Here is a 23980-nt window from a genome sequence, read left to right as displayed (position 1 = left end):
TAGGCTTTCGTTTCTTTTACTTATTTGTATGCCAGAAAGGGAAATACTTTCTATAAATTCCCGATTGAAATAAATTTTGTTTCTAAATATGGCTCAATGCCTTCTGTTCCGCCTTCTCGTCCCAAGCCGCTTTCTTTCATTCCGCCAAACGGCACGTGAGCAGCAGAAGGAGCGCCATCATTCCAGCCTATAATACCAAAGTCTAAATGTTCACTTAAATAGGTTCCGATTTTGTAATCATTGGTAAAGAAATACGCAGCAAGTCCGTAAGGCGTACTGTTCGCGATTTCTGCAGCTTCTTCAATATCTTTAAAGCTCATAATCGGCGCAACAGGACCAAATGTCTCTTCCTGCATGATTTTCATGTCTTCATGAACATTTTGCAAGACGGTAGGATAGACAAAGAAATAGCCCTGTTCCTTGCTTGCGTGGAATTGATTACCAGTCAGTACTTTCGCCCCTTTATCTAGAGCATCATTGATTTGTTCAACAATCTTGTTAAATCCTTTTTCATTGATAATAGGACCTATTTGAGTATCCTCTTCAAGACCGTTGCCTACTTTTAATTCTTTCACTTTCTCTGTCAGTTTTTGAGAAAATTCTTCAATAATATTTTCATGAACGATAATACGGTTAGCACATACGCATGTTTGTCCTGCGTTTCTGAATTTAGAGGCGATGGTTTGCTGAACAGCGAAATCAAGATCTGCATCCTCCGCAATGATGAGAGGAGCATGTCCGCCTAATTCCATTGTGACATGCTTGACCGTATCGGCACTGTTTTTGATGAGGGACTTTCCTACAGGAGTCGAACCTGTAAACGTAATTTTTCTTACAAATTCACTTGAAGTAAATAAGTGTCCCACTTCTTTGCCGTCACCTATCACGTATTGAATGGCATCCTTTGGGATCCCTGCTTCATGTGCGAGTTCAATTATCTTTATAGCAGTTAAAGGCGTATCTTCTGCAGGTTTCACAATAAAGGTACAGCCGGCTGCAAGGGCCGGGGCTGCTTTTCTGGTCATCATTGCGGCCGGGAAATTCCACGGTGTAATCGCGGCGACTAACCCTATCGGCTGTTTGCTTACGATAATTCGTTTTGATTCTGAAGACGCCGGAATGGTGCGGCCATAGATGCGTTTGGCTTCTTCAGCATACCAGTCGATATAGCTTGCAGCGTAATCGACTTCACCTAGTGATTCCTTTAAAGGTTTCCCGTTCTCTAATGTCATGACTTCAGCAATTTCGCTTTTATTTTCCTGTATTTTTCGGGACCATTCTTTTAACAGTCTTGATCGTTCGTGAGCGTTTATTTTAGACCAGCTTTTAAAGCTTTCATGTCCTTTTTTTAGCGATTGTTTAATTTCCTCTTCAGAATGAATGCATACTTCTGCAATCATCTTCCCTGTAGCAGGGTTATTTACTTTGAACGATTCCGGCATTCGTATTCATCTCTTTTCTATTTTCTTTTGGACTTGTGAAATATAAAGCAGCTCCTATTAAACACCAAACAGCAAGGATGATCCATTCCATCGGCCAGACAAGTGCGGAAGGCATGCCGGGCAAATAGAAACTTAAGAAGACGATGCTTAATATGATAGCAAGAGTTCCTGTTGTTTTCCAGTATTTCACTTTATACGGACGTTCTAAATCCGGCTCTGTTTTCCGAAGTTTTAAAAAAGCAATAGACACGATCAAATAGCCGACGACGATTCCAACCCCGCCTGCATCCACAATCCAAACGAGAGCCGGTCTGCCTAAGAAAGGAGCGATGAAGGCAAGCAGCCCCAGAAAGAGAATGGCGTTTGTCGGAGTTTTATATTTTGGATGGATATGAGCAAACCATTTAGGGATCATATCCCGAATGGCCATCGCATAGAGAATCCGGCTGCCCCCGATAATAAAGGCGTTCCAGCTTGTGACGATTCCCGCTACGCCGCCCAGGACAAGAATGGTGCCAAACAATTGATTCCCGAATAAATTGACCATGGCATCAGCAGTAGCTAGTTGGGAACTATTAATCTGTGACTCTGTTAACCCTGTTGTAACCCCAAATACGATAAATAAATAAAACACGACAGACGTGATAATTGAAATAATCAAAATCCGGCCAATAATCTTCGGTGGAGCGTTAATTTCAGAAGCTACCTGCGGAATAACATCAAAGCCAACGAATAAGAATGGAATCATAACCAAGACGGCCATCGTTCCTCCGGCTCCGTTTTTAAAAAGAGGCTCAAGGTTAGCTGTATTCCCATTTTTAATGGCTCCAAATACTAACAGGAGGCCAACCGCGACAATGGCAACTGTGAAAACAGACTGGAAAATGGCTGCCGGTTTTATCCCAAAGTAATTTAAAGCTGTTAAAAGAACGGCGCCAACAGATCCGATCAGGGCCCAGGTTAAGTAAACATCCCATCCCCCCAATGTCCAAAGAAAGACTTGATGCTGCACAGGATAAATATAATCTAAAACGGTAGGAAGCGCGACGGCTTCGAAGGTGATAACAGAAACATATCCAAATAAAACGGCCCAGGCTGCTACAAATGAACTCCGTTTCCCAAAAGCACGCAAGACGAAAACCAGTCCCCCGCCTGTTTCCGGAATAGCTGCTGCAAGCTCTGCATAGGTTAAGCCAATGAAAATAACCAATAGTCCGCCAATCAAAAAGGCGATGATGCTTCCTAAAAATCCTGCTTTAGATACCCATTCACCTGACAGAACAACCCATCCCCACCCCAGCATGGCACCCATGGCTAAAAATAAGACATCTACCTTCGACATTGATTTCGAAAAATTTTTCTCCATCTAATCCCCCCCCTTGTCATTTAGAAATTATTGAAACGCATTTTTCAAAATAGCCAGTCCTTTTGCCAATTCCTCATCCGTAATCACAAGCGGCATAAGGAAACGAATAACATTGCCTTTTAAACCGGCAGAGAGGAGCAATAATCCATTTTCATTTGCGTACTTCACAATTTCTGCTGTTTTCTTTTTGTTAGGCAGCTTACTTATGCGGTCTTCTACAATTTCAACTGCGACCATAGAACCTAAACGGCGAATATCTCCCATGTAATCATGTTTTTCATATAGTTCATTTAAAACGTCTTCCATTTTTTGTCCAAGCACTTCTGCCTTTTCCGCCAGTTTTTCTTCTTCCATAATATCAATTACTGCCAATGCTGCAGCACATGCCACCGGACTTCCTGCATATGTGCCTCCGAGTTCTCCCGGATCAGCTACATTTAACATTTCCGTTTTCCCGACAACACCGCTTAATGGCAAACCGGCTGCCAATGACTTTGATACTGTTATCAGATCAGGGGCTACATTAAAATGCTCAATCGCAAATAACTTGCCTGTTCTTCCAAACCCTGTTTGAATTTCGTCCGCTACGAAAACAATCCCGTTCTCCTGGCAAAAATCATATACGGCTTGTACAAATTTAACAGGAGGAATAATAAATCCGCCCTCACCCTGTACAGGCTCCATGACAACACAAGCAACTGTTTCCGGAGCAACTGTAGCAATGAAGAACTCCTTAAATTCTTCAATTTTCATGTTTACATAGGATTCTTCCGTCATTTCATTTGGTTTTTGATAGAGATATGGAAAAGGAGCCTGATAGATTTCCGGAGCAAACGGCCCAAATCCAAATTTATATGGTTTTACTTTACTGGTCATCGTCATTGTCAAATTCGTTCTGCCATGATAACCGCGGACAAAGGAAACGACAGCTTGTCTTCCTGTATAGCGCCGGGCTATTTTGATTGCATTTTCCACAGCTTCAGCACCTGAATTAAATAAAATAGCCTGCTTGTCAAAGCTGCCTGGAGTGATGCGGCATAATTTTTCTGCCAGATTAATATAGCCTTCATACATCATGACATTAAATCCAGGATGCAAAAATTTATCGACTTGCTCTTTCACTGCCTGGGTTACTTTTGGATGAGTGTGCCCTACATTTAAAGTGCCGATCGCACCTGCAAAATCTATCCATTCATTCTGATCAATATCTGTAACTGTTGCACCGGAAGCATATTGCGCAATGTTCAAATTTCCATTGCTCACACCTTTCGGGACATACTTCCTTCTTTTCTCTTGTAATTCTTTAGTAGTTGAATGTGCAGTTATCATAATAATCCTCCTTATCAGAATTTATTCATAATTATGATAACTATCTGGTATAATGAAAAGTACCAAATAGAAAATATTTTAGGTACCAGATGAAGAGGGATAAACATGATTAACTTTTCAATTAATAAAAAAATGGATTCCCATTTTATTTATCAGCAAATTTATAAGGGGATTAAGGCCAATATTCTAGAAGGAAGAATAAAGCCGGATGATAAGCTCCCGTCTAAACGAATATTGGCAAAACAATTAGAGGTCAGTGTCAATTCAGTGATGAATGCCTATGATCAATTATTGGCTGAAGGATATATTTATCCCCTTGAAAGAAAAGGGTATTATGTCGAAAATATTACTCAGTTTATTGATCAAAGAGAATCAGTGAAAAATACATTGCCGGCTGATTTAAGGGAAACTATTTCAGGCAGCGAAGATGAAAGACTGTCCCTCTCTCATATGACCTCAAGCTTATCGTTATTTCCATTTAAAGAGTGGATGAGATGTCAGGAAAAAGCCATAAAGAATCACTCAAGAGAGCTTTCGGAAATGCCCCATCCTCAGGGGCCTTACTCAGTAAGGAAATCGATTTGCCATTTGATCGCTTTAACACGAGGGGTCATATGTGAGCCAGAACAAATTGTGATTGGGGCAGGGACAAAAACATTAGTCCGCCAATTAATGGAACTTCATAAAAAAGAGACCATCATTGCCATGGAAGATCCCGGATATTCAAGACTCTATCATTTACTGAAAAAGATGGAATTTGACATCCGTCCCGTTAACATGGATAAAAAAGGGATTAATATAAATGAAGTGGAACGCTCCAAGGCAAATTTTGCAGTCGTGACACCCTCACACCAATTTCCAACCGGTAAAATTATGCCGATTTCCAGACGAATCGAACTATTAAACTGGTCGATTTCTTCTCATGACCGGTACATTATCGAAGATGATTATGACAGTGAATTTAAATATGAAACGGATCATATTCCCTCTTTGCAAAGCTTAGATCGAAATCAGCGCGTCATCTATACAGGCACTTTTTCAAAAACGATGTTTCCTGGACTGCGGATCAGTTATATGGTGCTTCCGCCCAATTTATTAAGGGAACATCGCGAGTATTATGCTGATTTAATTCAATCCAGCAACACACTGAGCCTATTTACGATGCATTACTTTATAGAAAGCGGCGAATACATCCGGCATGTTAAACGGATGAATCACCAGTATGAAATCAAAAGAAAAACGTTAATCAAAGAGCTGCAGCACCGATTTAAACATAAAGTCTCTATAGAAAATGTCCCCGCCGGGCTTCATTTTCTTGCTCATTTTAAAACGCAGCTGGATTATGGAGAAATTGAAAAAAGAGCAATCAAAGAAAATCTGGAAATTTATACAATGAGGCGTTTCATGCTAAAACACAGCATAATAGAAGAAAATAGAATCAGTCTTGTTCTCGGATTTGCCAATATTCAAGAGGAAAAAATAAAAGAAGCAGTGAATCGGCTGTATTTGATATTTTCTTAGATAATGTTCATGTAAGCTATAACAAAAAAGTCCAAATCAGATGCGATTTGGACTTTATTTGCTCAATTATAAACCAATATACATTTTATCTAGGACGAAGTTCCTGATAAGACTGTACAGCAGGCAAATGCCCAGATGCCACTTGCACACGCGGCGGATTTTTGACTTCTAAGGTTAAAATACTGAGAACAAACAGAATCACGAGTACAATAAATGTAAGTGATATGTGCAGTCTCCTTCAACAATCAAGATCCAACTAAAACCGTTTCTCCTTTTATGTTAGATTTAAATAAAAACATAGAAGAACGATTTACTTACACGGTGTATCTCCCTTTCAACTGTAAATTATCAAAATTATATCATTTTCTATAAAAATTGCAATCTACTTGTTTAGCAGAGCAGTAATTTCCGGCACCTTTATTTCCTCTGCAATCGAGCGGGCCGTTTCATCTTCACTTGTGGCATAATCAGGATCCGCCCCTGCATTCAACAGCAGTTCGACCATTTTTACATCTTCTTCATATACCGCAGCAGTAAGGGCTGTTTGCCCGTAGCCGTCTTCGAGATTGATATCGGCATTCTTTTCAATAAGCAGTTCAGCTAAATCAAGATCACCTGAATAGATGATATCTACCGTAGCCACGTCTCCATTATCTGATACGATATTCGGATCTGCCCCATTTTTAAGGAGCAGCTCCACCATTTCAGCATTGATGATCAACTCTTCTTCGTACTCATCTGCCGGCGGATAACTTGCGTACATAAGCGGAGTCATGCCCATGGCATCCATGGCATTTACATCTTCCCCGCTTTCTATAAGCTCTTCTGCACGTTCTAAATCATTCTCTGAAGCTGCAAGCATAAGCTGGGTTGTTTCCTCACTGTCCAGTACAAAGTCACTGTAAAGACTTGTTTTAGCAAGCATTTGAACTAAAAAGACGCTGCCAGCTCCGAGGATGAAGATCAAGGCAAATGCTCCTGCTAATCCCGCTTTAAACAAAGCAGTTGTCTTAAATGAGATGGATGGATCAGACTCGCCAAATTTCACATTTAGGTGATGAATCCTCTTTGGCAGTATAGGGTGAGTAGATAATTTTTCACTAAACCAGACAAATAGGTTCTTCTCACGGCTGCTTTCCTGAAGATAGTCCGTTTCATTAACATGTTTATAAAGCACTGGACCAATCGCAAGGACAGTCAATGCCCGTTTTGAGGCATCCAGGTCTTCCGTATAATAATGAGCCAGAGCATCACAAGTATATTCGCAGGCTCTTGAATAGGCGCTGCCAAGGAACGGCACCCAGTTTCCAAACAGAACAAAGAGATTTTTTAATAGATGATTTCTTTTAATATGGGCAAGCTCATGTGCAATGACAAAATCAAGTTCTTCTTTTCCGCCCTTTACGTATAGTTCGGCTAATCCCGAATAAAGGACAACCATGTTTCTCCCTAAAAATCTTGTCGCAAACGCATTCAGCATGCCTTCTGATTCAATGATAAAAATATCGGGAAGCTTCTTCATTTCCATTTTAACGGCAAGATCATTCACCTTGGCATAAATCTCAGGAAACTGAGAAGGGGTAACCTTCACTCCATTGCCCCGGATCATGCCGATGGAAAGCAAATGAGCAATAAGCGGGATCAGGATAAATGGAATTAAGATGAAAAGTCCGACTCCTGTGAAAATAAATAATAAGTACATTGGAATACTGATTAAAAGCAGGATAATGAAATAAATATGTTCTTTTCTGTGTATATGCTCTGACATTTGTTCCTCCGGATTATGTAATTTTTATGTGTGATATGAACTATCCTATTTTACCTATTTTTCCGCTTGATTGGAAGGTAATTTATTCATAGAAAAATAGAAAAAGAGGACGATGTTTCGTCCTCTTTTTCTATGCATACATCTGCTCTTCATCTTTCCGGAAAAATCCTTTCATCGCGTGAAACACATCGACTTTTTGCTTGAGGATATAATGGCGGAATCTTTCATCAGAGATATTCTTATAAGCGGACATTAGAGTAGAATGGCGGTTGTACTGATTAACTTCCCCGTATCCAAACATGTTGGAAACCTTCATCAGTTCTCCCACAAGCTTCACGCAGCGGGCGTTGTCAGATGTTAAATTATCACCATCTGAAAAATGGAAAGGATAAATATTATAGCGGCTCGGGTGGTACTTTTCTTCAATGATTTCCAGTGCTTTCCGGTAGGCAGATGAACAGATCGTTCCTCCGCTTTCCCCTTTTGAAAAGAAATCTTCTTCCGAGACGACTTTTGCTTCTGTATGGTGGGCAATGAACTCAATTTCAACTTTTTCATACTTGGAGCGCAAAAATCTTGTCATCCAAAAGAAAAAGCTTCTAGCCATATACTTCTCCCAAATACCCATGGATCCGCTTGTATCCATCATCGCTAAAACAACTGCGCGTGATTCAGGCTTCACCACTTCATTCCATGTTTTAAATTTTAAATCCTCAGGATAGATCGGATGAAACTTCGGTGCCCCTGATATCGCATTGCGCTTATAGGCAGAAAGCATCGTTCGTTTTTTATCAATATTTCCCATCAAACCTGTTTTTCTAATATCATTGAATTCAATATTTTCTACAACAATCTGGTCCAGCTCTTTTCTCTTAAGGTTTGGCAGCTCAAGCTCTTTGAACAGCGCTTCCTCAAGCTCCATCAGCGAAACCTCTGCTTCGTAATAATCCTCGCCCGCCTGATCGCCTGCGCCCTGCCCTTTTCCGGGACCATTTGCATTTGACTGAGAACCATCTCTTGCTACAACATCGCCGACTTTGCTGTCTCCATCTCCCTGACCAACATGTTTATTTTTATCATAATTGTATCTGATTTTATATTCATCCAGTGACCTGATCGGAATCTTAACAACATCTTTACCGTTTGACATCACAATATTTTCTTCTGTAATTAAATCTGGCAAATTGCTTTTGATAGCTTCCTGAACCTTCTCCTGGTGACGTTTTTGATCGTCGTGGCCTTTGCGATGGAGGGACCAATCTTCATTCGAAATGACAAAGTTGCGCCCATTTCCTTCTATCATCTTATTTTCTCCCCCTCCAAAAATAATTTTGGAATAGATTCACCAAACTGCACCTATATACATAAAATAGCTTTGGGTCTAGATTCGGTTTTGTTTAGATTACTCTATCCTATGCTGAAAAAAGAGATAATTGACAAATAATTTAGAAAATTAGGCTGGTCCTCATAAAAAATAGACAAGTTTCATTGTGCATAATTATTTAACGTACATACAGGTTTATTCAACAAAGAGCTTTCATCTTGCACAGATGAAGGAAGCCGTTTTCATACATATGCATTCTCATTTAATCAAGCATTGTCTTGGTTTCAAAAAGGACAGAAAAAAACTCTCTGACAGCATATCAGAGAGTTTTATTTTTTATCTTCATGCTGAGCAGGATCAGGTTTTTTGCCGCTTTTTTTCACTTCCTGATTGGTTTTCATATGCTCCATGATCTTCGAATGCTCTACTAAATCCTTCATATTGCGCACCATTGAGCCATTTTCTGTTTCTGTTTCATTTCTTTTTGTCATGGCAAGCACCTCCAGTCTTATTTTTACTTTTCCCGATATTATCCAAATTGAAACCTTGTGCAGGCTGGACTCTGCATTAAGATGGGGACACAGCCTTTGTTGATTCAGCCTCCACATTTCCGCGTCAAAAAGCCGGGCACAATCACCCGGCTTTCGTTTACCGATTTAACAGACTGCCCACGTAACGCAGCAGGTCATTTGCAGATGTTGAGTTATATCCGTGCTCATCAATGAGTCTTTTTACAACCTCATTGATTTTCTTCAGCTGCAGCTCATCAGGTGTTTTCGAGGATGTTGTAATTTTCACTACATCCTTCAGATCAGCGAAGAGTTTTTTCTGAATGGCTTCGCGAAGACGCTCATGAGAGTTGTAATCAAATCGTTTTCCTTTACGGGCATATGCAGAGATTCGGATAAGAATTTCTTCCCTGAACGCTTTTTTCGCATTTTCAGAGATTCCAATTTGCTCTTCAATGGAGCGCATCAATTTGTCGTCCGGATTCATTTCTTCCCCAGTCAGCGGATCGCGGATCTTGTTCTTATTGCAGTAAGCTTCCACATTATCCAGGTAGTTATCCATAAGCGTTTTGGCAGACTCCTCGTATGAGTATACGAATGCCTTTTGTACTTCTTTTTTCGCAAGATCATCGTATTCTTTTCTCGCAACGGAGATAAAGTTCAAGTAGCGCTCGCGGTCTTCATTTGAGATGGATGCGTGCTGATCCAATCCTTCTTTTAAAGATCTGAGGACATCCAGGGCATTAATAGAAGGAATTTCTTTTCTGATGATGGTCGAAGAAATCCGGTTGATGACATATCTCGGATCAATCCCGCTCATTCCCTCATCCACATGCTCCTTTTGCAGCTCTTCTACATCGACGTTATTGTAGCCTTCAACATTTTCACCATCATACAGACGCATCTTTTTGACGAGGTCAATGTCTCCGCGCTTAGGATCTTTTAATCTGGTCAAAATAGTAAACATGGCTGCAACCCGCATCGTGTGAGGGGCAATATGAACATTTGCTACATCACTCTCACTGATCATCTTCTCATAAATTCTTTCTTCCTCAGAAACTCTTAAATTATATGGAACAGGCATAACGATAATTCTGGAATGCAAGGCTTCATTTTTCTTATTCGAAATAAACGAACGATACTCCGTTTCATTCGTATGGGCAACAATCAGTTCATCCGCTGAAATTAATGCGAATCTGCCTGCTTTAAAATTGCCTTCCTGGGTGAGCGATAATAAGTGCCATAAGAATTTTTCATCACATTTCAGCATTTCCTGAAACTCCATCATTCCGCGATTTGCCTTATTCAGCTCTCCGTCAAAACGATAGGCCCTTGGATCCGACTCTGAACCAAACTCTGCGATCGTTGAAAAATCAATGCTTCCTGTTAAGTCTGCAATATCCTGTGATTTCGGATCTGACGGGCTGAACGTTCCGATGCCGGTCCGTTTATCTTCTGAGAAAAAGATCCGCTCAATTAACATATCTTCTATTCTGCCTCCGTACTCCTGCTCAAGTCTCATCAGGTTTAGAGGCGAAAGATTCCCCTCAATGCGAATACCATATTCCTGAAAGAAATCTTCTCTTAGATGATGGGGAATTAAATGCAAAGGATCCTCATGCATCGGGCAGCCTTTAATCGCATATACTGCACCGCGATCCGTCAGAGAATATGTTTCAAGACCCCTTTTCAGCATAGTCACAAGCGTTGATTTACCCCCGCTGACAGGGCCCATAAGCAGCAAAATCCGTTTCCGGACATCAAGCCGCTTAGCTGCCGGGTGGAAGTACTCCTCTACAAGTCGTTCCAGTGATTCTTCAAGTCCAAACAGCTTATGATCAAAGAATTTGTAGCGCTTTGATCCATTTTCTTCCTCTATACCGGCATCTTTGATCATATTGTAAACTCGTGAGTGAGCCGATTGTGCAACCCATGGTTTCTCTTTTAACATCTCTAAATACTCAACGAAGGTTCCTTCCCACTTCAGTCGCTGTTCATCTTCTCTGTACTTTTCAATTTTTTTTAAGATATCCATAAGGACCTCCTCCATCATTGGTGATACTTGAGCGCGATTAATACACTTTATGCAAGGATGTCCTTTAACATTCTTGTTTAATTTAGAAATGCGGAACCGACTGTTCAGACCTGACAGACAGATAAGGATTTGGCAGAAAAGGCGCTTTTTGCCTTTACTGCCGAATCCGTTCTGGCCGAGGGGCTAGGAGGTGGAGCTGGACAATGAGAAATGCGGAACCGACTGTTCAGACCCGACAGACAGATAAGGATTTGGCAGAAAAGGCGCTTTTTGCCTTTACTGACGAATCCGTTCTGGCCGAGGGGCTAGGAGGTGGAGCTGGACAATGTGAAAAGCGGAATCACTAGTTCTAGAAGAGAAAATCAATCTTTGCGATTGAAAATCTGATTTCTCGCTCTTATTAAATAGAACGGGTTAAATCAAAATTTGCAAAATCCAATAAACCTACTGGGCTTGCTGCTGCAAAAAGGACTAGGCAGCAAAATGGCCTTCCGGTTAGTAAAGAACGCTTTACAACCTTTTATAGATCAAACAAAAAAGATAATTCAGGAAATGTTCCCATTTTTATTCACATGATATTAGGGATAAGATATAATAGGACTAGCTATGTAAGGGTCATCATTTACATATAAGGGAGGAATCAGCACGATGAAATTGGCATTAATCTTAGGGGTATGCATCACTTTTCTAGTTTCGATATTCACTGCTGGGTACAACGATAAGCCGGGCGTGAAAAAATAAACATAAAAAAAACGGCCTGAGAAGCAATTCTCAGGTCGTTTTTTTGAGTAATCCGGGATAGTTCTGCTGTCTTAATGCTTCGTAGATTAAAATCGCAGCTGTGTTCGATAAATTGAGGGATCTCACATTTCCTGTCATCGGCAAACGGAGACATCTTTCCAGATTTTCAGCAATTAATTCTTTCGGAAGTCCTGTCGTTTCTTTCCCGAAAACAAAGAAGGTATCTTCCTCATGATTGCTGTAATCAAATGTTGTATGCGGTTTTTCTCCGAATTTCGTTATATAGTAGAATTCCCCTTGCGGATAGGCTTCAAAAAGCTCATCTAAGGAATCGTGATAAACAACATTTACAAATTCCCAATAATCAAGCCCTGCACGCTTCAGCATTTTGTCATCCGTTCTGAATCCAAGAGGACGGATTAAGTGCAGCGTGGTGTTGGTTGCAGCGCAAGTCCGCGCAATATTTCCTGTGTTTGCCGGAATTTCCGGCTGATAGAGTACGACATGTAATGCCACTTTCTTCACCTCATCTAAATCTGTTACCCGTATTATACCACTTATTATTTTTTAGAACCTGAATCATCATCGATATGAAAAAATCTATACTTAATGTTCGGCGTGTAAGCTGTCGAGTCTTCATAATCCCAATAACGCATTCGGCTGTTGTACGTATTTGCATTCACAAGAGGCATGTTCGCCTGATCCTTAGCTACAACAATCGTTGTATGATCAAACCTGCCGTCCCCTTGAAAATCATAGCAGATGACATCCCCCGGCATTAACGCTTCAGGTGCACGGACAGCTGTCGCCCTCAAGCCAGTTTTTGAATTTCCGAGATGCAGGGTGAGGGAATGGGCAACCGTCCAGCTGTAACTCCATATATTGTTCTGCATCCACCATCCGTTTGATCGCCCCGGGTATCCTCTCATTGGAGCGCCGCCTGCATGAAGACACTGGGAAACATAGTTCGTGCAGTTTACATCGAAGTTTTTAAACTTAGGATTGTTGGTGTTCCACCATCTCTCAGCATATTGAACGGCAGCGAGCCTGTCATAAAAGAAAGATACTCTTTCATTAGGAGTATCGTCGCTTTCTGCAAAAGGTTCATCATACTCATGCTCGACCTTATAGTCCCTTATGATTGTATTATTTTGAAACACAGCCATGCGGTTTTCCGTTTTTTCTTCGAGATAAAAGGACTCCTTATCTTTATGAAAATATTTATAGTGGCACCGGTAGAGAACATGCTGCTCACGTTCAGATACGTTCTCAAGCGCAAGCAATTGAACAGAGGCATTTCCTTTTAAAATCTCGACATCCCGGTCTTCCAGAATCTTTTTTTTCCGCAGCATCGCTTTGCTGTCTTCTATTATATCAAGCTCTTTAGCACGCCGATTATTGATAAGAAGCTCTAACTTCGCCTTTATTGCAGCTGAAAGATTATTTTTCATCCATGCCTCACCGCCATATTTGTCGTTAGTAAGACCATATGAAAAGAGATTGGCAAGTATGAAACTTACGCTTCTATTAGCGATATTCCTTTTTCGATTTCATTCCGGACTTCTTCGTCTTCTTCAAGCTGAAGGGCTTTTTGCAAGTCGTTCAAACTTTCTTTCTCACCAATTGAGCCAATTGCCCAAGCCGCAGTTCCGCGAATAACCGGACGCGGATCTTTATGCATCAGCTGAATTAGTTCAGGGATAGCGGTTTGATCTTTAAAGTGAGCGAGCGCAATAATCGCATTTCTCTGAATCGGTTTTTTCCCTCTCCATGACCCAGATACATGTCCAAACTTTTCTTTAAACTCTCTGTTGCTCATGGTAAGCAGGGGCTTAAGCTTTGGCTTTGCAATCTCTGGATCCGGCTCCATTTCTGCATGTAGATGAAAATCCTTGCCTTTGTTTTCGGGGCAAACGGTTTGGCACGTATCACAGCCATATAAACGGTTGCCTAGCTTCTTTCTGTATTTATCCGCTAAAAAGCCTTTCGTCTGTGTTAAAAAGGCGATGCATTTATTTGAATCAAGCTGGCCGCCCTGTACAAGTGCTCCTGTTGGACACGCATCCACACAGATATTGCAGCTGCCGCAACGGTCTTCCATTGGTGTATCCGGTGAAAATGGAATATTTGTAACGATTTCGCCCAAGTATACATACGATCCAAATTCCGGAGTGATGATCGCACAGTTTTTCCCGCTCCAGCCAATGCCCGCTCTTTCTGCCACAGCCCGGTCTGACAATTCGCCTGTATCAACCATTGATTTAAACTCAGCATTCGGAACCCGCTCCCGTATATATACCTCGAGCTTATTCAGACGATCTCTTAACACATGGTGATAGTCCTGTCCCCAGGAAGCTCTGCAAAAGATACCTCTTCTATCTTCCTTCGTGCTTCTGGGTGCATCCTTCAGCTTGGATGGATAAGCAAGCGCAATAGAGATAATCGATTTTGCCCCCGGCAGGAGGACATCTGGATTTGTCCGCTTTTCAAGATCAGGCTCTTCAAAACCAGACTGATATCCATTTTGTTCGTGAACAATCAGCCGCTGCTTCAGTTCATCGAAAACAGATGCCTGTGCAAATCCGATTTTATCAATGCCGATGCTCTTGCTGAATGAAAGAATATCCTGCTTAAGTTTTTCATAATTCATGTCCTGCACCTCCCTTCGGTTCATATTTTCGAAAAGACATTATCTTATATGGTAAAATAAGTTCATAAAAAAGTGGAGGATAAAATGATGGAAATTTCCATAAACCCTGAAATCAAACAGCATTTCCCTGATTTCAAATTGGGCGTTATTAAGTATACATCAATAAGTGTATCGGAATCCCCGCAAATGCTTAAAGGAAGAATGCGGCTCTTCCAGGAATCAATCTTCTTTGAAATGGAAAACAAAAAAGTACAGGATCTAAAACCGATTGGAGAATGGCGGAGCATTTTTAAAACGCTTGGCACAGATCCTGGGCGGTATCGACCTTCAAGCGAAGCGCTGTACCGCAGAATTCAAAAGCAGCAGTACCTTGAACCTATCCATTCAGCAGTCGATTTAAATAACTTTTTCTCCCTGCAGCACCAAATTCCATTCGGGATTTACGATGCAGATAAATTGTCAGGAAATATTGAAATCAGGGTTGGAAAAGAAGCGGATGTTTATATGGCCATTAACGGACGGGATGTATCCATGAATGGAAAACTGCTTTCATCAGATGATACTGGTCCCTTTGGAAGCCCTTATGTGGATTCAAAGCGGACCGCTGTTACTGAAGAAACGACAAACGCGCTTCACTTGATCTATCTCCAGCCAAGTATGGATGATGAAAATGCAGAGGAAATGTTATCATCATTAACGAAAATGTTCATTCAGATTCATGGCGGGGATGGAAAGCACAGGTTAGTAAAGTAATTCATCGGACACAGCATTTCCTCTCTGTTTTCAGGGAGGGATTTTTTCTTTTTAAAATGAAAAAACGCAATGCCCCGTTTGTCAAAAAACGAAACACTGCGTTGTATATGTATTGGAGCGGGTGATGGGAATCGAACCCACGACATTAGCTTGGAAGGCTAGAGTTTTACCATTAAACTACACCCGCAAGAGGTAATAAAAATATTATAGCAAAAAATGAACCCTTCTTCAACCGGAAATATCACATTTTGTCGAAATAAGGATAAAGAAAAAACAGGAATCCTGTTTTTTCTCCATCGTCTATTACGATTTAGAAGTCAGGGAATGCCGGTATTCATTTGGTGTAAGACCAATATGTTTTTTAAATACCTTACTGAAGTACTTTTCATTTTGATAGCCTACCCCATAGGCCACTTCATATATTTTCAAATATGGATTCTCAAGCAGATTTTTAGCTTTCTCCATGCGGATATTTGTCAGGTAATCCGTAAGTGTTGCATGATAATCCTGTTTAAATTTCCTCGAAATGTATTCGCGGCTCAGAAAAAACCGGTCGGCAATATCCTGGAGATTGATATCCTCCTGATAATGCTGCTGCAGGTATTCTTCAATTTGCTGCATGTTATTTTTTTCTTTCTGATACTTCACATTGGAAAGAAGCTTAATAAGCTCGCTGAATTCCTTTTTCTTTTCTTCCTTAAATTTTTCAAAAGAAAAAGAACCGTCTTCCTTCCAATAATCCGTGCCCTGATAAAAAACAGGATGGTGATGAACCTCATATTCTTTCATCCAGTTGTTTCTCAGCAAATCAAATTGATTTTCCCAGAGTTCAATCTGCTCTAATGAAAGTGTATGTTCATTAACCAGCTTAATGAAAATCTGCTCCAGCTGTTTTTCTGCCTGTGCCATACTTCCAGATTTAATCGACCACTTCAGTTCGTTTGAGTAATCAAACAGATGCAATAGCGGCTTTATATCAGTCTCTTTACCCGTCACAATCCTTTTCTGACTCAATAAATGATGTTTTATATATACTTGCTCAGCAGATGTGTAAGCCTCGCTTAAGTCATTCGATTTCTTTCCGAGTGCAAGAATACAATTAATTTTATGAGATTGATAGATGAATGAGCTGATCTCCTCTGCGAGGTACATCACATTCTTATTCTTCCAAAAAAGAAGAACAAGCTCTTCTTCCTTGTTGATGTTCCGAAAACAAACACCGTCATTCTGCTTTCTTACTAATTCGTTGCAGATGTTCGTCAGGGTCGAATAGGCAAGCTCATAATCACCTCGGAATGATTTCATGACAATTGATTTTAAAGGAAGAATGGCAACCGTTTTTTCCGCAAGCGACATGGAAATGCCAAATTCTTTTTCAATTTTCTTTTCCGCTGATTCGGCTCTTTCTTTTTTTGCACAGAGACCTGACAACAGCCGGTCCCAATAGAGCGGCTTCACTTCGTTCATGACAAGGCTTTCCTCAGCCTGAGAGGATCTTGACCTGGCCTGCTCTTTCCATTCTGCAACGGCCCGTTCCAAAGTTTCATTTAAAACATCAGGTTCAATCGGCTTAAGAATATAATCAAAGCTTTTATACGCAATCGCATTTCGCATATAATCAAAATCATCATACCCGCTCACGACAATCGTTTTGCTGCCAAAATCAGAGGAATGAAGCCATTTTAACAGACTTATTCCATCTCTTCTGGGCATTCTCATATCTGTAAAAATAATTTCCGGCCTGTGCTCGGTGATAAGCGCAGCTGCTTCTTCGCCGTCTTCTGCTTCAATAATGGTATCAATTCCATGCTTTTCCCAGTCAGCGAGCAGCATGAGCCCTTCACGCACATGCTTTTCATCATCAATTATGATAGCCTTCATTTCTCTCACCTTCCAGCTGGACCGGCAGCCTCATGGTGACCATGAATCCGCCCTCCTCTTTATTTTCAAGAAAAAGCTTTGCTTTGTGATCATAATAAAGCTTCAGCCGCGAATAGACGTTTTTCAGTCCGATATTTGTCTTCGGACCTTTTTTATTCAGCGCATCCGCTCTAAAGTGCTCGTAAATCTCATTCAGTCTTTGCGGTGTCACACCAAAGCCGTTGTCGGATATCCTCAGCACAAGCTCATCTTCCTCCCTGTAACACTTCAACTCTATACTACCAATGCCTTCACGGATATCAAATCCATGCTTAAAATAGTTTTCAATGATAGGCTGCAGAATCATTTTAGGGACAGGAATTTGCTGAACGTTTTGCTCAACCTCGACATGATAATGCAGATGGTCGCCAAACCGCTCTTTTTGCAAAAGAAGATAAGCATTTGTGTAGGTAATTTCTTTACTCAGCGGAACGAGATCTTCCTCCATATTCATCCCATATCTCATAATCTTGGAGAGATGAGTAATCAATGAATAGATTTGCGGAACTTTGTTTTTTAAAGCAACCGTCCCGATGGACTGCAGGGCATTATAAAGAAAATGCGGATTGATCTGCGACTGCAGCACTTTGATCTGATTTGTCTTGTTTTCCAGCTCAAGCTTGTATTCCCTTGTAATCAGCTGATTAATCCGCTCGATCATCTGCTGAAAACGGAAGCCGAGTATGCCGATTTCATCCGATCCAAAAGACTGGGAGGCAATCTTCATATTCCCTTTTTCGACCTGTTCGATATTCTGCAGAAGAATTCGGATCGGAGACGTAATTTTAAACGAAACAAACAAAACAGCCAGCACGACGAGCGACAACCCGAGGACACCAAAAAGAATGTTAATTTTCGCTACGCTGTATGCGCTGTCATATAGAATATGAAATGGTACTCGTTTTACTAGAATCCAGCCTCCAGAGGAATCAGATAACCTGTCATACATCATCACGCCATTAAACGAATCCTCTTTCCACTCCAGAGTGCCTGATGTGCTGTCTGCTTTCATTACGCTGTAAATCCACCTCTGATCATTCTGAAGGTCCGCAATCTCTTCATTTGAACTGTAGATCATCTCCCCTTCTGATGAAAGCAGAAAAAACTCCTCTGCTTCGCGATTGTACAAGTTTCTGCTCATATCAATAATCGTATCCGGAGAAATTCCAAGGGTAATGTAGCCGAGAACGTCGCTTCCGGGAACGTTTGTGAGAGCCCGGTGCATCATGATAATGTCTCTGCCTCTTCTCGCACTGTTTTCATGACTTGCATATATAGGCTCGATATACATGTTGTAGGGACTGCGCTCAGCGCTGTTGAAAGCCTCATTCTTTTCGTCTTCAATGCTGGTTGAAAATACAACAGTCGATCGTTTCGTTGCGGAAATCACCCTGTCATCTTTTGCAAAGGAGATTTTCACCTCGTTGATCGTATCCCCTGTATAAAGAATCGTCTGCATTACATTTTTCACAATTCCCACATTTTGATAGTCATTATTTTCATCAGGCGATCTCAAATAATTAATGAAATCCGGGTTGTTGTATAGTGAGAGGGTCAGCCCGTTGAGTTCATTCAAGTAGCTTTCCAGGTTGATTTTCCCCTGGTACAGCAGGTTGCTGCTTTCTTTGACAACCTGGTCTTCAAGCGACCCTTTCGTATATAAGTACGTTATTAAAATGGAACTGCCGAATGGCACGATGGTTGTAATCATCAATAAAACAATCAGTTTATTGCGGATGCTTCTTTTCAGCATGGGGTCTGACCTCCAGGGACTCGCTTATTCTTTAGTATATAACTAGGTTCATAGGCTTAAAAGAACTTTTTGGAATCTTCCTGCAAATACCTTCGGAGTAGATAGGGGGATTTTTGTGGATGGCGTTAAATTGCAGTCTTAAAATGATATGTATTTGCAAGCAAATTTTTATAGTTAGCGTTGCATAATGCCTTTTGATGCGCCAATCGGCAATCACACACTCCCGTTCGCGTTGCTAACTCTTTTTTACAACACCTAATCGCTCTTGAACACTCCAGTTCGCGGTGCTAACTCCAATTTAATGCGCCAGCCAGGACGGAACCTATTTGTTCGTGCATAAATTAAGTCAGCCTATATGAAAAGAAAGCACACCCATAACAGGTGTGCTTTCAATCAGTCTATTACTTCAAATTATCCCATGAAGATTGGAATCTCTCAAGCAATGTATCATAATCAATTTTGCCTGCAGCGTATTCCTGAATAGCAGCTGCGAATTCTTTATTTGCTCCATCCGGCCATTTGAACCAAGTCCAAGGAATTGTTTTCTCTTCCTTAGAGTAATCAAGAATTGACGTTCCTAGATCGCCAAGACCTGCTGGCTCAATGTTATCAAATGCTGGAATGAATGCAAATTCTTCTGTGATGTAGCGTTTACCAGTTTCAGAAGAAACCATCCAGTCTAAGAATAATTTAGCTTCTTCAAGATGTTCTGAGTTTTTATTCAATACCCAGTTATTTGGAACGCCTACAGGAAGGTTTCCTGCACTTTCATCATTGCTGATTGGAATTGGAAGGAAGCCCATGTTGATTTCAGGATTGATTTCAGTGATCATGTTCTCAGTCCAGTTTCCTTGTTGCAGCATTGCTGTTTCACCAGAAGCAAATAATGTTACTTGTGTATTGTAATCTGTTGTTAATGGGTTATCATTTGCATATTTAAGCTCTGTATCAAGTACTTCTTTGAATTCTTTAAATTGCTTGTTGCCCACGATTTTCTCAGATCCATCATATAATCCAGCGATAAATGCTTCTGGATCTTCCTGCTGAGCAAATGGAATGTTAAGTAAATGCTGTCCAATTACCCACCACTCGCCATAACCTGCAGAGAATGGAGTGATCTTTTTAGCTTCAAGCTTTTTCGCAGCTTCTTTTAACTCGTCAATCGTTTTAGGCGGCTCTGTAATACCCGCTTTTTCAAATAAATCTTTGTTGTAAACAAATCCGTATCCTTCAAGGTTTACAGGCATACCATATAGCTTGCCGTCTGCATCTGTCATTGGAACTTTACCGATTGGAAGAACATGCTCAACCCATGGCTCGCCTGATAGATCAGCTAACTTTTCTTTCCAAAGCTCTAATTCTTTAAATCCGCCGTTGTTGAAAATGTCCGGCTCTTCACCTGAAGCAAATTTTGCTTTAAGCGCTGCACCGTAATCGGCACCCCCGCCCACTGTTTCAAGCTTAACTTTAATATTTGGATGCTCCGCTTCGAATTCTTTAATCATCGCTTGAAGCTGATCCGCAATTTCAACTTTGAACTGGAAGAAATTAAGCGTTACTACTTCATCACCAGACTTAGAATCTCCGCCTGACTCACCATCTTTAGCCGTTTCTTTAGAAGAACAGCCAGCCATAATACCAAATACGAATACTAAAGACATACATAATAACAGAAAGCGTTTCATGAATGGTTTGACCTCCTTGATAACTATAATATTATATAATTTTCTGCATCCATTACACCCAATGAATGCAGAAACTTTATATCTACTTGATTGAGCCTGAAGCAATTCCCTTGATAATGTGCTTTTGTAAGAATAAGAAGAAGATTACTACCGGTGTAATACCGAGCACTAAAGCTGCTAGACCCATATCCCACTGCTTCGTATACTGAGCAAAGAATGAGCTTGCTGCAAGCGGGATCGTCCGCAGCTCTGCATCCTGAAGCACAAGCAATGGAAGCAGATAATCATTCCAGATCCATAGCGTGTTCAAAATAACGACTGTAACAGTAATCGGTTTTAGAAGAGGGAAAACGATTCTCCAAAACACTCCGAACTCGCTGCACCCGTCAATTTTCGCTGATTCTTCAATCTCCACAGGAACTGTCTTTACGAAGCCGTGATATAAGAACAGCGACAGCGGAACACCAAATCCAAAATACATCATGATTAAGCCTGGAATACTATTTGTGATTCCGAGCGTGCCGCCAAGCTTCATAAGCGGAATCATGACCGTCTGGAACGGGATGACCATGGCAGCGACGAAAAGAATGAATAATATCTTGCTGAACTTCCCTGGCGTGCGGACCATTTTCCACGCAGCCATTGAGCTGATGATAACTAAACCAATATTACTGAAAACGGTAATCACAAAGGAGTTCCAGAAAGCGCGCGGGAAGTTAATGATCTCCCACACCTTGGCATAGTTAGAGAACATGAATTCCTTCGGCCAAGCTGCAGCATCAATGAGGATTGCTGCAAACGGCTTGACTGAGTTGACCAGCACGAAGTAAAACGGGATAAGGAAAATGAGCGCGACGGCAATCGCTATCAGCTCTAATATAAACGTTCTGCTTGTATACCGGCTGCCCATTATGCCTCAACCTCCCTCTTCTTCGTCATCATAACCTGAACTGTAGTAAAGATTGCCACTACTACAAAGAACAGAATGGACTTCGCTGTACCTAATCCATAACGATTGTTCTGGAAGGCTTCCTGATAAATATTAATCGCTACAGACTGAGTTGAATTAAATGGCCCTCCGCCTGTAAGGGAAATATTCAGATCAAAGATCTTGAATGCCATCGAAATCGTTAAGAACAGACAAATCGTAAATGCCGGTAAAATTAACGGAATAATGATTTTTGTTAAAAGTGTAAAGCTTGATGCCCCATCCATTTTAGCAGCCTCAAGCAATGAATTATCTACTCCCTGTAGCGCTGCAATATAGATGACCATCATATAACCGCTGGTCTGCCATGCAAACACGATGACAATCCCCCAGAACGCTGTCGTTTCATCCCCAAGCCACGGCATTTTGAAAAATTCGATGCCCGTCATGTTCCCGATCGAAGCAAACCCTTTTACAAAAATGAACTGCCAGATAAACCCGAGCAGCAATCCGCCGATAACATTAGGAATAAAAAATACGGTCCTCAATATGTTCTTGGTTTTAAGCGCAGCATTTAAAATCAATGCAAACGCAAAACCTATTAAGTTACTAATAATAACAGCCGCAAACATAAATTTCGTCGTAAACATAAAGGAATTAAAAAAGGCCGGATCGTTCGTAAAGATCTTCTTATAATTCTCAATGCCAACCCACTCAACAGCCGAGCTGACTCCATTCCATGAAGTAAATGAATAATAAAGACCCATTAAGAACGGAAGAATCTGAATAACTAAGAAAAATAAAAGTGCCGGTCCAACAAAGGCAGCGTATGTTAGTAAGCTCTTAAACTTAAATTTCTTTTTAGGTACTGCCTCCAAATGAGATTTCGTGCTTACCGGATTCGTTTGAATTTTCGTTTCCAACCGTATCACCACCCCTTTTATTGTAATCGCTTTCTTTTATTATAATGGTAGCGTTTACTTATATAGGGAGACTAAATTGACGAAGAAGGTGCACTATTTTGACTAGATTCTGGTGCAAAATCTTGTCCTATTGGAAAAAGACCGCTTTGGGGGTCTTTGGAATCCTATAAAACAGAAAAAGCTTTAAATTGGTTTCGTTTACGTTCTAAAAAATGTAGGAGCTTTTCTGTGAGGTTTACACGCCATTCAGGATGATCAGCGGCTACATGAAGGATCCACAGAGCGCATAATTCCGGCCAAAGGAATGAGATTCCCCATCCACTTATAAAATTGCTCCAATGATAGATTCTCTACTACAGCATGAAGATAGGTAATCCTCTATTATTTCTCTAATATAATCACACATTTTTATTTTTTTTATTAATTGTCCAAGAGATTTTAATAGAGAATCATAAATTATTATATGTTTTTATGAAAGGGGATACATCAATATGCCTACAAGACAAGCAGAGGCTTTTCTTAAAATTTCTCAGATCAGAGCAACCCGTGCACAAAGAGAACTCTTGGTAGCTGAACAGCTTATTGAAAGAGCTAGAGCTTCAGATCCTACTTTAATTAACAATGCGGATGTAGCATTTGCATTAGATACATTTAGAGAGGCGAGACTTGTACAAATTGAAGCTGGAAAATCAGCGGTTCAAGCTGTAATAGATGAGGAAGAACCTCAAGAGAGCTAACTAACACTTCAAGACATGAAATAAAATGGTTAGGAGGTAGGGTATCTAATAGTTGCCCTGCCTTTTTGTATTGCCGATAAGAATGGTTATGCAAACTAACTATGAATCTTATATTCATAATACTCTATTACCAGAAATGCATAAAAGATTGTAATCTTGCCAGTTCTTATTAATAGATAGATGCTGTTCACCCAAAACTATCTCTATTAATATAAAATATTCTTTTACATGTCTCTTAACAACTTAATTTATCAATTAGCTTATTTACAAATTGAAAATTTTAATAGGATCTAAGAGCTCGGATACTTGTTATCTTAATGAGTTGTTTGCTTGTCTTCTTCTACTCACATCAACCTCCTACGCACACGATTTTTTTTTATTTATGTAGTGTTAGAAAACAAAAAAAGACCTCAACATAGTTGTTGAAGTCTTGATTTCTATAGATCTTAGATACCGGTGGTCGGGGTCGAACCGACACTCCAGAGGAACACGATTTTGAGTCGGAAAGTTCCAGTATCTTTATTTTATAGTACTTTTATTTACAGTGATATTAGGTAATTCTACAGGTAATTGTTGTTTGTTATTATATAGCTGTT

The 23980-nt window shown here is 40.6% G+C and carries 19 protein-coding genes and 1 tRNA gene; 4 read left to right on the top strand and 16 right to left on the bottom strand.

The annotated features are described in order from the left end of the window. Nucleotides 1-50: 50 nt before the first annotated feature. The 3 genes from GJU41_RS00285 to gabT are packed head-to-tail and all read right to left on the bottom strand — an operon-like array spanning nucleotide 51 to nucleotide 4137. Complete coding sequence (locus GJU41_RS00285) at nucleotides 51-1442, bottom strand: NAD-dependent succinate-semialdehyde dehydrogenase (RefSeq protein WP_154317797.1); 1392 nt, start codon at nucleotides 1440-1442, stop codon at nucleotides 51-53. Further along, nucleotides 1417-2808, bottom strand: coding sequence for an APC family permease (locus GJU41_RS00280; RefSeq protein WP_070877211.1), 1392 nt, complete (start codon nucleotides 2806-2808; stop codon nucleotides 1417-1419). Before GJU41_RS00280 ends, GJU41_RS00285 begins: the two co-directional genes overlap by 26 nt. Before the next feature lie 27 nt (nucleotides 2809-2835). After that, the gene (gabT, locus tag GJU41_RS00275) at nucleotides 2836-4137 is read right to left on the bottom strand and encodes a 4-aminobutyrate--2-oxoglutarate transaminase (protein WP_070877212.1); all 1302 of its coding nucleotides are present in this window, start codon (nucleotides 4135-4137) and stop codon (nucleotides 2836-2838) included. Nucleotides 4138-4242: 105 nt separating this feature from the next. Between gabT and gabR the strand changes: the two genes are divergently transcribed. Continuing rightward, the gene (gene gabR / locus GJU41_RS00270) at nucleotides 4243-5658 is read left to right on the top strand and encodes a MocR-like transcriptional regulator GabR (protein WP_070877213.1); all 1416 of its coding nucleotides are present in this window, start codon (nucleotides 4243-4245) and stop codon (nucleotides 5656-5658) included. A gap of 382 nt (nucleotides 5659-6040) precedes the next feature. Here gabR and GJU41_RS00265 read toward each other — a convergent pair whose 3' ends face one another. The 4 genes from GJU41_RS00265 to GJU41_RS00250 all read right to left on the bottom strand — a co-directional run bounded on the left by GJU41_RS00265 (nucleotide 6041) and on the right by GJU41_RS00250 (nucleotide 11294). Continuing rightward, on the bottom strand, nucleotides 6041-7426 hold the full coding sequence (locus tag GJU41_RS00265) for a M48 family metallopeptidase (RefSeq protein ID WP_070877214.1): 1386 nt from the start codon (nucleotides 7424-7426) through the stop codon (nucleotides 6041-6043). Between the two features lie 130 nt (nucleotides 7427-7556). Continuing rightward, on the bottom strand, nucleotides 7557-8729 hold the full coding sequence (yhbH, locus tag GJU41_RS00260) for a sporulation protein YhbH (RefSeq protein WP_070877215.1): 1173 nt from the start codon (nucleotides 8727-8729) through the stop codon (nucleotides 7557-7559). A 350-nt stretch (nucleotides 8730-9079) separates the two neighbouring features. Beyond that, the gene (locus GJU41_RS00255; protein ID WP_154317796.1) at nucleotides 9080-9241 is read right to left on the bottom strand and encodes a hypothetical protein; all 162 of its coding nucleotides are present in this window, start codon (nucleotides 9239-9241) and stop codon (nucleotides 9080-9082) included. Nucleotides 9242-9398: 157 nt separating this feature from the next. After that, entirely contained in the window at nucleotides 9399-11294 is a 1896-nt protein-coding gene (locus GJU41_RS00250; RefSeq protein ID WP_070877216.1) for a PrkA family serine protein kinase, read from the bottom strand. 203 nt (nucleotides 11295-11497) lie between these two features. Here GJU41_RS00250 and GJU41_RS00245 point away from each other — a divergent pair, with 203 nt between their 5' ends. Continuing rightward, a complete protein-coding gene (locus tag GJU41_RS00245) occupies nucleotides 11498-11641 on the top strand; it encodes a hypothetical protein (RefSeq protein WP_154317795.1) in 144 nt (47 codons plus the stop codon). 424 nt (nucleotides 11642-12065) lie between these two features. Here the strand turns inward: GJU41_RS00245 and trmL are convergent, their stop codons facing one another. The 3 genes from trmL to queG all read right to left on the bottom strand — a co-directional run bounded on the left by trmL (nucleotide 12066) and on the right by queG (nucleotide 14685). Beyond that, a complete protein-coding gene (gene trmL, locus GJU41_RS00240) occupies nucleotides 12066-12551 on the bottom strand; it encodes a tRNA (uridine(34)/cytosine(34)/5-carboxymethylaminomethyluridine(34)-2'-O)-methyltransferase TrmL (RefSeq protein WP_070879352.1) in 486 nt (161 codons plus the stop codon). A gap of 44 nt (nucleotides 12552-12595) precedes the next feature. After that, nucleotides 12596-13486 carry an amidase domain-containing protein gene (locus GJU41_RS00235; RefSeq protein ID WP_154317794.1) on the bottom strand — a complete coding sequence of 297 codons (891 nt, stop codon included), beginning with the start codon at nucleotides 13484-13486 and terminating at the stop codon, nucleotides 12596-12598. A 65-nt stretch (nucleotides 13487-13551) separates the two neighbouring features. Beyond that, nucleotides 13552-14685: a tRNA epoxyqueuosine(34) reductase QueG gene (gene queG, locus GJU41_RS00230; RefSeq protein ID WP_154317793.1), complete on the bottom strand. Its 1134-nt coding sequence runs from the start codon at nucleotides 14683-14685 to the stop codon at nucleotides 13552-13554. An 87-nt stretch (nucleotides 14686-14772) separates the two neighbouring features. Here queG and GJU41_RS00225 point away from each other — a divergent pair, with 87 nt between their 5' ends. Beyond that, nucleotides 14773-15438 (top strand): B3/B4 domain-containing protein, encoded by a 666-nt coding sequence (locus GJU41_RS00225; protein WP_070879349.1) that lies wholly within the window; start codon nucleotides 14773-14775, stop codon nucleotides 15436-15438. Between the two features lie 113 nt (nucleotides 15439-15551). Here GJU41_RS00225 and GJU41_RS00220 read toward each other — a convergent pair. The 6 genes from GJU41_RS00220 to GJU41_RS00195 all read right to left on the bottom strand — a co-directional run bounded on the left by GJU41_RS00220 (nucleotide 15552) and on the right by GJU41_RS00195 (nucleotide 22647). Further along, nucleotides 15552-15625: transfer RNA gene (locus GJU41_RS00220), tRNA-Gly, on the bottom strand. A gap of 116 nt (nucleotides 15626-15741) precedes the next feature. Further along, a complete protein-coding gene (locus GJU41_RS00215; RefSeq protein ID WP_070879348.1) occupies nucleotides 15742-17319 on the bottom strand; it encodes a response regulator transcription factor in 1578 nt (525 codons plus the stop codon). Beyond that, the gene (locus GJU41_RS00210; protein WP_154317792.1) at nucleotides 17300-19111 is read right to left on the bottom strand and encodes a cache domain-containing sensor histidine kinase; all 1812 of its coding nucleotides are present in this window, start codon (nucleotides 19109-19111) and stop codon (nucleotides 17300-17302) included. Before GJU41_RS00210 ends, GJU41_RS00215 begins: the two co-directional genes overlap by 20 nt. A gap of 401 nt (nucleotides 19112-19512) precedes the next feature. Further along, nucleotides 19513-20796, bottom strand: a complete 1284-nt coding sequence (locus tag GJU41_RS00205; protein WP_154317791.1) for an ABC transporter substrate-binding protein — start codon at nucleotides 20794-20796, stop codon at nucleotides 19513-19515. 82 nt (nucleotides 20797-20878) lie between these two features. Continuing rightward, complete coding sequence (locus GJU41_RS00200; RefSeq protein ID WP_070879345.1) at nucleotides 20879-21706, bottom strand: carbohydrate ABC transporter permease; 828 nt, start codon at nucleotides 21704-21706, stop codon at nucleotides 20879-20881. After that, the gene (locus GJU41_RS00195; protein WP_070879344.1) at nucleotides 21706-22647 is read right to left on the bottom strand and encodes a carbohydrate ABC transporter permease; all 942 of its coding nucleotides are present in this window, start codon (nucleotides 22645-22647) and stop codon (nucleotides 21706-21708) included. The genes GJU41_RS00200 and GJU41_RS00195 overlap by 1 nt, the downstream gene beginning before the upstream one ends. A gap of 491 nt (nucleotides 22648-23138) precedes the next feature. On the opposite strand from GJU41_RS00195, the gene GJU41_RS00190 reads away from it, so the two are divergent. Next, nucleotides 23139-23384 carry a hypothetical protein gene (locus GJU41_RS00190; RefSeq protein WP_154317790.1) on the top strand — a complete coding sequence of 82 codons (246 nt, stop codon included), beginning with the start codon at nucleotides 23139-23141 and terminating at the stop codon, nucleotides 23382-23384. Nucleotides 23385-23980: the final 596 nt, after the last annotated feature.

This window comes from Metabacillus idriensis, from assembly GCF_009674765.1.
In the GTDB taxonomy this organism is placed as follows: domain Bacteria; phylum Bacillota; class Bacilli; order Bacillales; family Bacillaceae; genus Bacillus_P; species Bacillus_P idriensis.
This window is presented reverse-complemented; position numbering and strand designations above follow the sequence as displayed.